This is a genomic window from Streptomyces sp. NPDC056361, assembly GCF_042262805.1.
GTDB lineage: Bacteria > Actinomycetota > Actinomycetes > Streptomycetales > Streptomycetaceae > Streptomyces.
Window position 1 is genome coordinate 22,859 of the sequence record NZ_JBHJQI010000086.1, and the last position, 11,900, is coordinate 34,758.

Consider the following 11,900-nt stretch of genomic DNA (forward strand, 5'->3'; position numbering starts at 1 on the left):
CCGAGGCGCGTACGCGTCCCGCGGATCCCGCCGGCGGGCGCGCACGGCGCGGGGTGTCACGGGTGGCACGTCCGGTCCGGGCTTGGGATCATTTGCCTCGGAGGTCGGCTATGGCTCCTGATGCGCAGACGTCCCCGCCGGACGGTTCTCCGGGCCGCGGGGAGGCCGAGGACGCCGAGCGGGCGAACGGTTCCGGGAGGTTCCGCCGGTCGCTCCGGTTCACGCTCCCCGGCTGCTGGGGCGCGCTCCTCCTCGCGTGTCTCTCCTTCACCCCGTCCCTGCTGCCGCGCGGCGGGGTGCTCCAGGGCCTGATCGCCGGCATCAGCGGGGCGATCGGCTACGGGCTCGGCGTGATCGCGGCCTATGTGTGGCGCGCGTTCGCCGACCGGGAGGCGCGAGAGGCCTCGTACGGGTCGTGGCGCGTTTTCGTCATCTGCGGGATCGTGCTGTTCGGCCTCTCCTTCGGGTTCGGCCAGTACTGGCAGCACGAGATCCGCGAGCTGATGGGGGTCACCGACTACAACGTCGCCACCGCCGTCGCCTGCCCGTTCATCGCCGCGCTCGTGTTCTGGCTCCTGCTGCTGGCGGGCCGGGGGCTGCGGCGCCTGTACCGGTGGCTCGCCCGGCACCTCCGCCGCTGGATCGGGCCGCGCGCGGCCGGGGTGGTCGGCTGGGTCGTGGTGGCGGGCCTCACGTGGTCCGTGATCAGCGGCGTCCTGCTGGCGGGCATCGTGAACACGGCCAACGAGGCGTTCTCGGTGCGTGACACGACGACGCCGGAAGGCGTGCACCAGCCCACGTCCGCCCTGCGTTCCGGCGGTCCCGGTTCCCTGGTGCCGTGGGACACGCTGGGCTACCAGGGCCGGGCCTTCGCCGGCAGCGGTCCGACGGCGCGGGACATCGGCGCCTTCACCCACCGTCCGGCGCAGGAGCCCGTCCGGGCCTACGCCGGACTCGAGACCGCCGACGACGCGGAGGCGCGCGCCGAGCGGGCCGTCGCCGACCTGCGGCGGGCCGGCGGCTTCGAGCGCGCGAACCTGCTCGTCATGACCACCACGGGAAGCGGCTGGGTCGACCCGGCCGCCGTGAACTCGTTCGAGTACCTCGGCAACGGCGACTCCGCCACCGTGGCCCTGCAGTACTCGTACCTGCCGTCGTGGCTCTCCTATCTCGTGGACCAGTCCAAGGCGCGCGAGGCCGGCCGCGAACTCTTCGACGCGGTCTACGACGTCTGGTCCAAGCTGCCCCAGGACCAGCGCCCGCGGCTGTTCGTCGCCGGCGAGAGCCTGGGGTCGTTCGGCGGCGAGGCGGCCTTCAGCGGCGAGTACGACCTGCGCAACCGCACCGCCGGCACCCTGTTCGCCGGCCCGCCGAACTTCAACACCCTGTTCCGCGATTTCAGTGACCACCGCGAGGCGGGAACTCCGGAGATCGAGCCCGTCTTCCGGCAGGGGCGGACCGTGCGGTTCACCGACGACCCGACCGCCGGGACGATCCCTCCGGAGGGCGAGCCGTGGAACGGCACGCGGGTGCTGTACCTCATGCACCCGTCCGACCCGATCGTCTGGTGGAGCCCGAACCTGGCGCTGTCCGAGCCCGACTGGATCGGCGAGGCGCCCGGCAGCGACGTGCTCGAAGGGATGGTCTGGATCCCCTTCGTGACCTTCTGGCAGGTCACGGCGGACCTCCCGTTCTCCACGGGCGTGCCGGACGGCCACGGTCACACCTACAAGGCCGCGTACGTCGACGGCTGGAACGCCGTCATGCGGCCCTCGGGCTTCACGCCGCAGGACCTGGACCGGCTGCGGGACATCATCCAGCCGCCGCAAGACTGACCCTCGCCCGCCCCCGGGGCGCCCGCCCGGCGCAGCAGGAACGCGGCGCAAGGAGCCGAACGCGCTGTCACCGCAGCAGGAAGCCGGCGACGTAGCCGAACGCGTTGACCGCCCAGTGCAGCCCCATGGGTGCCAGCAGGCTGTCGCTGCGCCGTCGCAGTTCGCAGAAGAGGACGCCCGACGCCGCCGTGAACAGCACGGCGCCCAGGACCGCGAGCACGGACCCGAACGGAGAGTCCCCCAGGACTGAGGTCAGCGCGGGCTTCGCGGCCGCCAGGTGCAGCGACGGCAGGACGTGCCACAGGCCGAACAGCACGCTCGACACGGTGGTCGCCCAGAAGGTCCCACGGGCCCGGCGCACCAGTCCGTAGAGCACGCCGCGGAACGCGACCTCCTCCACGAGCACGGTGCCGACGGGGACCACCACGAGCACCCGCGCCGCCAGCTCTCCCCCCGTCATCCCGTCGTACCGCCGGTCCTCGAACAGCGAGCGGGTGTCCGGCAGCAGCGCTCCCACGGCATAGACGACGGCGACGATCCCCATCAAGGCCAGCGCCCACCTCGCACCGCGGGCCAGCGTCCCGGGTGCCAGACCGGCGTCCTCCAGGGTGCCTCCCGCCCAGCGGAGCACCCCGAGCAGCAGGACGCTCACCGCGACGGCCGCCACCAGGCGGATCGGGCCGGTCCAGCGGTGCAGCAGCAGATTCGCGGCGGCGAGGACGACGACCGTGAGGAGTACGGCGGACCAGGTGCCGATCGGCCCGCGCCACCTGCGGCGGGCTCGGCCGCCGCGCGCCTGGCCATCGGACGCACCGCCGCTGCGCGCGCCGCCGCCGGGCGTACGGCTGCCCGCGGTGCGGTGTCCTCGGCCCACGGGCCGGTCGGCATCGTCCCGATCGCGACGGGCCACGCTACGAGTGGTCGCGTTTCAGTGAATCCCTGATGCCTTCGGCCCGGTGCCGGACGCTCGTCATCTTCCGACGGATCTTGACCTTCACCTGGTCCGTCTTGCCCTCGGCCTCAAGGCGCTCGTGGCCCGTGATCTTTCCGGTGATCTCCTTGAGCCTGCCCTTGGCCTTGTCCATGGCGTCGTGCATGCCGTGGTCCATGCCGTGGTCCCTCCGTCACATGTGTTCTCACCCTCCACGCTAAGTTCCGGCGGTCCGAGGTGCTCGTCGGCACCGGCCGGACGAGAGGTGCGTCCCGCCCCCTTCCCCCTCCCTCAGCCCGCCTCCTTGGGCCATGCGGGTGGACCTCATCCGCCGAACGGAGGGTCTGCCGTGTGGATACCGGCAGCCGTCCTACCGTTCTGGCGCCAGTCTGATCATGTGTTGAATCCGGGGTGCACAGGGTGGAAGTACGTGTGGTGGATCAGCGTCGTGGACGCCTCAAGTGCGGTGCCGCCGCGTCACAGCACCGTCCCGGGGCCGCCGAGTGAGCGCGGCGACCGGGGGCGCCGCACCGGACGCAGCCGCCCGCGCGGGCGCCGGGGTGCTGACGGCGACGTGCGTCTCCGCCTTCGTCGTGAACGCCAACACCTCCGCGGTCAGCATCCTCCTGCCGGCCATCAGCGAGGACACCGGTGCCTCCCTGGCCACCCTGCAGTGGGCCGTGACCGGCTATTCGCTGGTCGGCGCGGCCGTGATCGTCACCTCGGGCGCCCTGGGCGACATCTTCGGACGCCGGCGCATCTTCCTGTGCGGCCTGCTCCTGTTCGTGGCCTCGTGCGTGTTCATCGCACTGGGAGGCAGCGGCGCGACCGTGATCGCCGGCCGCGCGATCCAGGGCGCGGCGGGCTCGACGATCCTGGCCTGCGGGCTCAGCCTCCTGTCGGCGGGCGCCTCCGGCGACGCGCAGATGCGCTCGGTGTCCCTGTGGGGAGCGGCCTCGGCCGCCGGAGCCGCCGCCGGGCCGCTGCTCGGCGGCGTGCTGGTCGACGTCACCGGCTGGCAGGGACTCTTCTGGATCGACGCGGGGATCGCGGCCCTCTGCGTGCCGCTGACCCTCCGCACGGTGCCGGAGTCCCGCGACCCGTCACGTCCCCGTTCCGTCGACCTGGCGGGCACGGCGCTCATCGCCGCCGTCCTCGTACCGTTCGTCTTCGCGGTGACCGAGGGCGCGGACTGGGGCTGGCTCAGCGCCCCGACCCTCGTGTGCTTCGCGATCTCGGCGGTGTCCGTCGTCGGCTTCGTCCTGGTCGAGGGGCGCGTGCGCACCCCTCTGGTCGACCTCGCGCTGCTCCGCAACAAGATCCTGGTCGGTTCCAGCGTCGCCATCCTGGTGGTGGCCGGCTGCATCAACGCGATCATGTACATCTGCAGCCTGTACTTCCAGAACCCCGACGGCCTGGGCATGAGCCCGCTGCAGGCCGGCGTGGCCACGCTGCCCGCGGCGGCCGGCATCGTCGTGACCGCCCCCCTGATCACTCGCTTCGTCGACCGGCTCGGAGCCCGTAGGGTCATCGCGTCCGGCTTCGCCGTCGCGACCGCCGGCTTCGCCGTCTTCGCCTTCGTCGACGCGTCCTGGACGTACGGCACCTTCGTCGTCCCCCTGGTCGTCCTCGCCGTCGGACTCGGCCTCGCCAACGGCCCCTCGTCCTCCGTCGCCACCGCATGCGTCACGAAGGAACAGGTCGGCGCCGCCTCCGGCATCTCCAACATGGGTCGCTACGTCGGGGCCGCCGTCCTCACCGCCGTCACCGCCTCCCTCTTCAACGCCGTCTACACCCACCACCACGCCCCCGGCACCGCCACCGCCGACGCCCTCGCCGCCGGCTTCTCCCGCGCCTCCATCGGCCTCGCCCTCTTCTGCGCCCTCGGCATCGCCCTCGCCCTCCTCGTCGGCCGCATCCGCCCCACCGGCCCACCCACCGCCGTCCACTACGCCGCCGCGGCGGCCGCCGGCTCCCACACCGTCCCGACCCGACCGACGAACGGGGAACCGCAGGCGACCCACGACCCGCCCCACTGACTCCGCACGGCACGGGAAGCCGCCACCACCACCCCGGACGCCCGCATCCCGCGGGGTTCGGGGCGTGGCCTAGAGTGCGGTTGTGCCGTCGTACAGCATTGGGCAGGCAGCGCAGCTGCTCGGAGTGAGTTCGGAGACCGTTCGCCGGTGGGCGGACGGGGGCAGGCTCGCCATGGAGCGGGACGGGGCCGGCAAGCGGGTGATCGAGGGGACGGCGCTGGCCCGCTTCGCGCAGGAGCGGGGCGCTGGGCTCCATGCCGTTCCGGAGGACGACGTGTCGACCTCCGTCCGGAACTCCTTCGTGGGGATCGTCACGGGGGTGAGGGTCGACGACGTGGCCGCGCAGGTGGAGGTCCAGTCGGGCCCGCACCGGCTGGTGTCGCTGGTGACGCGGGAGGCCGTGGAGGAGCTGGGGCTCGACGTCGGGGTCACGGTGACGGCACGGGTGAAGTCGACGAGCGTGCACATCGACCTGCCCTGACCGTTTCCGGCGAGCGGTCGGTCAGTGGCAGAGCAGTGCCGCGCGCAGGTCCACCTTGTGGTCGAGTCGCGAAAGGTCCCGGCCGGTGAGGGCCTCGATGCGTTGGACGCGGTAGTGGACCGTGTTGACGTGGACGTGCAGGGCCTCGGCCGTCCTCGCCCACGAGCAGTCGTGCGCCAGGAAGACCTCCAGGGTGTCGAGGAGCATGGTGCCCGACCCCCTGCCGACACCGAGGAGCGGCCCCAGGACCGTCTCGCGGTACGCGTTCCGTACGTCGGCGGGGATGCCGGCCAGCAGTCTGCCCAGCCCGTCGAGGTCACCGGGACCGGCGACGCGGGGGGCCGACGGTGCTGCGGCCCGGGCCGCCGCCAGGGCGTAACGGGCCTGAGTCAGCGCGGTGTTCAACCCCGCGGGGGTGGCGGCAGCCGCGCTCGCACCCGCGTGCAGGATGACGTCCGGGCTGCAGGCGTGGATCAGCGGCCATACGTCGCTCAGCCGGGCCCGTACTCCCGACGCCGCGCCCTTGTCGTGCGCGACCACCGCCGTCGCCTCACCACCGGGGCCTTCGGCTACCGCGAACGCGAGGGAGGGGAGGTGGCGCAGCGCCTCGGTGAGTGCGGCGACGCCCAAGGCGCCGGCTTCCCCGGGCGATTCGGGGGCCGCGACGACCACGGTGTAGGCGTCCCTGTCACCGAGACCGCACGTGGCCAGCGCGCCCTGCACGCGGTGGGCGTCGAACCGCAGGGCACCCACGGCGTCGACGAGTTCCGCGGAGGCCGCACCGCTCGCCGCCCGGATCCGGTCCTCGCGGCGCCGGTGACGGCCGAGGAGTTCGGCTATCTCCTGGAGGACCCGCGGGGGCACCTGCCCCGCCTCGGGCAGGTGGAGGTGCCAGCTGTCGTAGGCCGTGCCGTCGGCCTCGACACGTACCGTCGTACCGTGACCGCCCCGCACGAGCTCCGCGGCCCGCGCCGCGGGCAGTTCCGCCCGTACGGCACCGGTCCGGGCGACCGTACGGCCGCTTCCGGTCAGCAAGTGGCAGGCGGGCGTGCCGAGGTGGGCGAACGCCCGGACGAGCAGGTCACCGGCCGTGGCGCCGCCCTCAAGCGCGCGGTCGAGGTCCAGGCGGACGTTCTCCGGCAGCGCGAAGTGGTCCGCGGGCCGACGGCTGAGCTCGCTCCATTGCCGGAGGTAGACGGCTTCGGTGATCGCCCGGAAGGTCGTACGGGCCGGCACGGCGATCAGGGCGACGCGGTGCGCGCGGCACGCCTCGGCCAGCTCTCGCGGCACCTCGCCGTGGGTCTCCTCCCCCGCGAACAGCGCCACCGCTCCCGCCGCGCTCAGGGCGGAGACGAAGCGTTCGGTCTTGCCCGGATCGCCGTCCCTGCTCCACCACACGAGTCCGCTGAGGACGATCTCCCCGGGCTGGAGAAAGCGCGCCGGATCCTCCAGGTCGGTCGCCGTCACACCACCGATCTCCTGGCCGAGCAGCGCCTCGTCGCCCCAGACGAGGGCGAGTTCCAGACGGTCGAGACGGAGGAGATGACCGACGTGCATGAGTGGCTCCTAGCGCGGCCACGGGACAAGCCCGAGCTCACATTCACGAGGCGAATACGAGAAGAGACATCGTAGATGCCCAAGGCAAGGCTCAAAACAGCTCTTGGTTGATCCTCCAGGACACGCCCCTGGCAGGTGGAAGATTTCCGGCTTCCCGTCCAGTCGTTCCGCCGCTCTCCCCCGGCTTCACTGGCCTGAGGACACCGGTCGGAAGGCATGGGCAGGGATGGATCTGAACACGATCGCGGACGTGCGGGACGCGCGGCGGAGCGGGCCTTGGCGGCCCGGGGACGCGTGGCTCGGCGGCGGCACGTACCTCTTCTCCGAGCCGCAGCCGCAGCTGCGCCGGCTGGTCGACCTGAGCCGGATGGGGTGGGAGCCGCTCACCCGGCACGAGGACGGTTCCCTGGAGATCGCGGCCACGTGCACCATCACCCAACTGTCGCGCTTCGGAAGGCGGTTCCTGGATGCCCCCGCGGCGCCGCTGTTCGAACAGTGCTGCCGGGCCTTCCTCGCCTCGTTCAAGATCTGGAACATGGCGACCGTCGGCGGGAACCTGTGCAACGGCCTGCCCGCCGGGCCGATGATCTCGCTCACCGCCGCGCTCGACGGCACATGTCTGCTCCGGGCGCAGGACGGCTCGCTGCGGGACGTGAAGGTCGTCGACTTCGTCACCGGCGCCGGCGTCAAGGACCTCGCGGAAGGCGAGCTGCTGCGCTCGGTGACCCTTCCCGCCCGGGCGCTGGAGTGCCGTACGGCGTTCCGACAGGCCTCGTTGTACGGGCTCGGCCGCTCCGGCGCCCTGGTCATCGGGACGCTCGATCCGGTGGACGGCTCGCTGGCGGTGACGGTCAGCGCCGCGACGGTACGGCCGTTCCGGTTCTGGTTCCCGCTGCCGCCGGGGCGTGAGCGGCTGCGCGCCGCCGTCGACGAGGCCGTCCGCCCCGGCGAGTGGTTCGACGACATCCACGGACTGCCGGAGTGGCGGCGGCACATGGCCCTGCGCCTCGCCGAGGAAGTCCGCCGCGAACTGATCGCCCCGATGGAAGGAGGAGCCCGATGAGCACCTCGCAGACCGAGGGATTCCGGCTCGACGTGAACGGCCGGACGCACCAGGACGAACCGCGCGCCGGCCAGTGCCTGCGCACCTACCTCCGGGAGCGCGGCTGGTTCGGCGTGAAGAAGGGCTGCGACGCCGGGGACTGCGGCGCCTGCACCGTGCACGTCGACGGGGAGCCCGTGCACAGCTGCCTGTACCCGGCCGTACGGGCCGAAGGCCGCGCCGTCACCACGGTGGAGGGACTGGCCTCCCGGGAGGGTGAACTCCACCCCGTGCAGCAGAAGTTCCTCGACGCCCAGGGCTACCAGTGCGGCATGTGCACGGCCGGCTTCCTCATGACGACGGCCGCTCTCGAAGCCGAGCGGGGCACCGAGGACGACGACGGCAAGCTCGACGACCTCCCCCGCGCCTTCAAGGGCAACCTCTGCCGCTGCACGGGCTACCGGGCGATCGAGGACGCCGTCCGGGGGGTCAAGCACACCGAACAGCCCCGCGCGGGCCAGGCGGTGGGGCGGAACGTCGGCGCGCCGGCCGGTCCGCAGGTCGTCACCGGCACCGCCCGCTACACCTTCGACGTCGAGGTCCCCGGCCTGCTGCACATGAAGCTGCTGCGCTCCCCGCACCCGCACGCCCGGATCGTCGCGATCGACACGTCCGCCGCGCTGCGCGTGCCCGGCGTGGTCGCGGTGCTCACCCATGAGGACGCCCCGGCGACCCTGTACTCCTCCGCCCGGCACGAGCATCCGACCGAGGACCCCGACGACACCCGGGTCCTGGACGACGTCGTCCGGTACGTGGGCCAGCGGGTCGCGGCCGTGGTCGCCGACAGCGAGCAGGCCGCCGAGGAGGGCTGCCGGCGGATCGAGGTGACGTACGAGGAGCTCCCGTACGTCATCGATCCCGAGGAGGCGATGCGCCCCGGCGCGCCGGTCATCCACGCGGGCAAGGGGCCGGAGGTCCGTATCGCCCGGGTCGAGAACAACGTGGCGGGCGAGGTGCACGGCGAGATCGGCGACGTCGAGCGGGGTTTCGCCGAGGCGGACGTCGTGTACGAGGAGACCTTCCGCACCCAGCGCGTGCAGCACGCCAGCCTGGAGACGCACGGCTGCGTCGCGTACTTCGAGCCGACGGAGGACGGTACGGGAGAACGGCTGACCGTACGCTCCTCCACCCAGACCCCGTTCCTGACCCGGCGGGCGCTCTGCGCGCTGTACGGCCTGCCGGAGGACGAGGTACGGGTGGTCGCGGGCCGGGTCGGCGGCGGGTTCGGCGGCAAGCAGGAGATGATCACCGAGGACATCGTCACGCTCGCCGCGCTGAAACTGCGCCGGCCGGTGAAGCTGGAGTACACGCGGGCCGAGCAGTTCTACGGGGCGACCACCCGGCATCCGTTCACCATCGGCATCAAGGTGGGGGCGCGCGCCGACGGAGCCCTCACCGCCGTCCAGATGCGGGTGGTGTCCGACACCGGCGCGTACGGGAACCACGGCCCGGCGGTCATGTTCCACAGCGTCGGCGAGTCCTTCGCCGTCTACCGCGCCCCGCACAAGAAGGTCGACGCCTACTCGGTGTACACCAACGTCGTCCCGGCCGGCGCCTTCCGCGGCTACGGCCTCGGCCAGGTCACCTTCGCCGTCGAGTCCGTGATGGACGAGCTGGCCCGCCGCCTCGGGATGGACCCGCTCGTCTTCCGGGAGAAGAACGTCATCGGCCCGGGCGAACCCATGCACAGTCCGATCGGCGAGGAGGAGGACCTGCACATCGCCTCCTACGGACTCGACCAGTGCCTGTCCGTGGTCCGCAAGGCCATCGCCGAGGACCGCAGCGCCGAGGACGCACCCGAGGGCTGGCTGGTCGGGCAGGGCACCGGCATGGCGATGATCGCCACCGGCCCGCCCGGCGGCCACTACGCCGACGCCCGCGTGTCCCTGCTGGAGGACGGCACGTACGACATCGCCGTCGGCACCGCCGAGTTCGGCAACGGCACCACCACCGTCCACAAGCAGATCACCGCCGGCGCTCTCCACACCACCGAGGACCGGCTCACCGTCCGCCAGTCCGACACCGACGTCGTCCGCCACGACACCGGTGCCTTCGGCTCCGCCGGCACCGTCGTCGCCGGCAAGGCCGTCCTCCTCGCCGCGACCTCCCTGGCGGAACGGCTGCGCGCCCTGGCCGCCCGGCACACGGGAGTGGCCCGGCACCTGTGCGTGCTCGGCGCCGAGTCCGTCGACTGCGCCGGGCGGCTCGTCACCCTCAAGGAGCTGTACGAGGCGGGGCACGCCCTCGGCGCGACCGAGGAGCTGGGGGCCGACGGCCACTGGGGCGGCTCACCTCGCTCGGTCGCCTTCAACGCCCAGTGGTTCCGCCTCGCCGTCGACCCCGCGACGGGCGAGATCCGCATCCTCCGCAGCGTCCACGCCGCCGACGCCGGCAAGGTCATGAACCCCATGCAGTGCCGCGGCCAGGTGGAGGGCGGCGTCGCGCAGGCCCTCGGCGCCACGCTCTTCGAGACCGTCCGGGTCGACGAACGCGGCGAGGTCACCACCGCCGCCTTCCGCCGCTACCGCCTCCCCCAGTACGCCGATGTCCCCCGTACCGAGGTCCACTTCGCCGAGACGTCCGACGCGATCGGCCCGCTCGGCGCCAAGTCGATGAGCGAGAGCCCCTTCAACCCCGTGGCCCCCGCGTTCGCCAACGCCCTGCGCGACGCCACGGGCATCCGCTTCACCGAGCTGCCGGTGACCCGCGACCGCGTCTGGCTCGCCCTCGACCGGAAGGCACGGAGCGTCGGTCGATAGACCGGGAGAATGTGAGCGATTGACTCGTAGCAAGCTCACAAATGCGGGATACAGGGCTCCATTCAAGTGGCAAACACGGTTCCCTGCTTCAGCGGTCGGGTATCACTGCGCGCAGCCGCCGCACCGACCCGCCCCGAGGGGACTGAAGATGAGCCGACCCAGCGCCGCACCTCACCCGATGCCTGTGACCACGCCCGCACCCGGATCCTTCGCACTGTGGGGGGACGTGGCCGCACCGACCGCTCTCACCGTCGCCGAGCTGCGCGAAGGGTGGGAGCAGCACCGGGCCGACGTGGTCTTCGACTGCGCCACCGCGGGACCGCAGCGCCACACCTTCGTCGGGCCGCTGTTGCGCGAGGTCATGGCCGCGGCACGCCCCGGCTTCGACCCCGCCCGCCGCAAGGAACGCTCCCGATTCCTGCTGTCCGTGAGCGGCGGGGACGGGCACCACGCGGTCCTGTCGTGGGCGGAGATCGACGCCGACTTCGGCAACGCCGCCGTGCTGCTCGCGACCCGCATGGACGACGAGGAACTCGACACCGCCGGCACCCAGCTCGTCGTGCCGTCCGACCGCTGCGGCGCCCGCTACGTCAGCGCCGTCACCGCGATCTGGATCGGCGCCCACCAGCTTCCCGGAGCCTCGCCGTCCAAGGGCTGAGACGACCGGGCAACCCCACTGGTCCCTTCCTCCAACCCACCTCTCATCCACCATGGAGACTCCCACTACTTTCTTGCAGATGTGCAGGATTTCGCCCTACGGTGTCGCACATGCAGTCCCACACCCTCGGTCAGGCCGCACATCTGCCGGGCGTCGGCCCGGACACCGCGCGGCGGTCGGCGGTCACGGGCCGGGCCACCGTCCAGGCCCGGCCGCACCTGCTGGTCCCCCTCCTCACCAGGGAGGCCGTGGAGGAGCTGGGGCTCGAAGTCGGCATGCAGGCCACCGCCCGCGTGAAGTCGACCAGCGTGCACATCGACCGCACCTGATTCCCCTCCTCACGCAGTACCGAGACGTCTCGGCCGTCGGCGCGGCCGTCCTTCCTCCCCCACTTTCCGCTCGTCCCCAAGGAGTTCAGACCCTCATGTCCCTCACCCCCGCCAGACGCCGTACGGCCGCCGCCGTCCTCACCGCCGCCCTCCTCGTCCCCCTCGCGGCCTGCTCGTCGAGCGACGACACCAAGAACGACACCGCCGGC

Annotated in this window: 10 protein-coding genes; 7 read left to right on the forward strand and 3 right to left on the reverse strand. The window is 72.4% G+C overall.

Features of this window, described 5'->3' with window-relative positions:
* Positions 1–110 precede the first annotated feature (110 nt).
* The gene (locus ACFCY7_RS25520; protein ID WP_376488373.1) at positions 111–1,835 is read left to right on the forward strand and encodes an alpha/beta hydrolase; all 1,725 of its coding nucleotides are present in this window, start codon (positions 111–113) and stop codon (positions 1,833–1,835) included.
* Positions 1,836–1,902: 67 nt separating this feature from the next.
* Here the strand turns inward: ACFCY7_RS25520 and ACFCY7_RS25525 are convergent, their stop codons facing one another.
* Both ACFCY7_RS25525 and ACFCY7_RS25530 read right to left on the reverse strand, forming a co-directional pair.
* Positions 1,903–2,745: a lysostaphin resistance A-like protein gene (locus ACFCY7_RS25525; RefSeq protein WP_376488374.1), complete on the reverse strand. Its 843-nt coding sequence runs from the start codon at positions 2,743–2,745 to the stop codon at positions 1,903–1,905.
* 1 nt (position 2,746) lies between these two features.
* Positions 2,747–2,944 (reverse strand): CsbD family protein, encoded by a 198-nt coding sequence (locus tag ACFCY7_RS25530; protein ID WP_376488375.1) that lies wholly within the window; start codon positions 2,942–2,944, stop codon positions 2,747–2,749.
* Positions 2,945–3,269: 325 nt separating this feature from the next.
* Here ACFCY7_RS25530 and ACFCY7_RS25535 point away from each other — a divergent pair, with 325 nt between their 5' ends.
* Together ACFCY7_RS25535 and ACFCY7_RS25540 are read left to right on the forward strand one after the other, a co-directional pair.
* Positions 3,270–4,805: an MFS transporter gene (locus tag ACFCY7_RS25535; RefSeq protein ID WP_376488376.1), complete on the forward strand. Its 1,536-nt coding sequence runs from the start codon at positions 3,270–3,272 to the stop codon at positions 4,803–4,805.
* Positions 4,806–4,887: 82 nt separating this feature from the next.
* Positions 4,888–5,286, forward strand: coding sequence for a molybdopterin-binding protein (locus ACFCY7_RS25540; RefSeq protein ID WP_376488377.1), 399 nt, complete (start codon positions 4,888–4,890; stop codon positions 5,284–5,286).
* A 21-nt stretch (positions 5,287–5,307) separates the two neighbouring features.
* Here ACFCY7_RS25540 and ACFCY7_RS25545 read toward each other — a convergent pair whose 3' ends face one another.
* Complete coding sequence (locus ACFCY7_RS25545) at positions 5,308–6,843, reverse strand: PucR family transcriptional regulator (RefSeq protein WP_376488378.1); 1,536 nt, start codon at positions 6,841–6,843, stop codon at positions 5,308–5,310.
* Between the two features lie 226 nt (positions 6,844–7,069).
* Between ACFCY7_RS25545 and ACFCY7_RS25550 the strand changes: the two genes are divergently transcribed.
* The 4 genes from ACFCY7_RS25550 to ACFCY7_RS25565 all read left to right on the forward strand — a co-directional run bounded on the left by ACFCY7_RS25550 (position 7,070) and on the right by ACFCY7_RS25565 (position 11,691).
* Positions 7,070–7,906, forward strand: a complete 837-nt coding sequence (locus tag ACFCY7_RS25550; RefSeq protein ID WP_376488379.1) for an FAD binding domain-containing protein — start codon at positions 7,070–7,072, stop codon at positions 7,904–7,906.
* Entirely contained in the window at positions 7,903–10,704 is a 2,802-nt protein-coding gene (locus tag ACFCY7_RS25555; RefSeq protein ID WP_376488380.1) for a molybdopterin-dependent oxidoreductase, read from the forward strand. The genes ACFCY7_RS25550 and ACFCY7_RS25555 overlap by 4 nt, the downstream gene beginning before the upstream one ends.
* Positions 10,705–10,852: 148 nt before the next feature.
* Positions 10,853–11,362 carry a molybdopterin-dependent oxidoreductase gene (locus ACFCY7_RS25560; protein ID WP_376488381.1) on the forward strand — a complete coding sequence of 170 codons (510 nt, stop codon included), beginning with the start codon at positions 10,853–10,855 and terminating at the stop codon, positions 11,360–11,362.
* 110 nt (positions 11,363–11,472) lie between these two features.
* Positions 11,473–11,691, forward strand: coding sequence for a TOBE domain-containing protein (locus ACFCY7_RS25565; protein WP_376488382.1), 219 nt, complete (start codon positions 11,473–11,475; stop codon positions 11,689–11,691).
* The last annotated feature ends 209 nt before the right edge of the window (positions 11,692–11,900 follow it).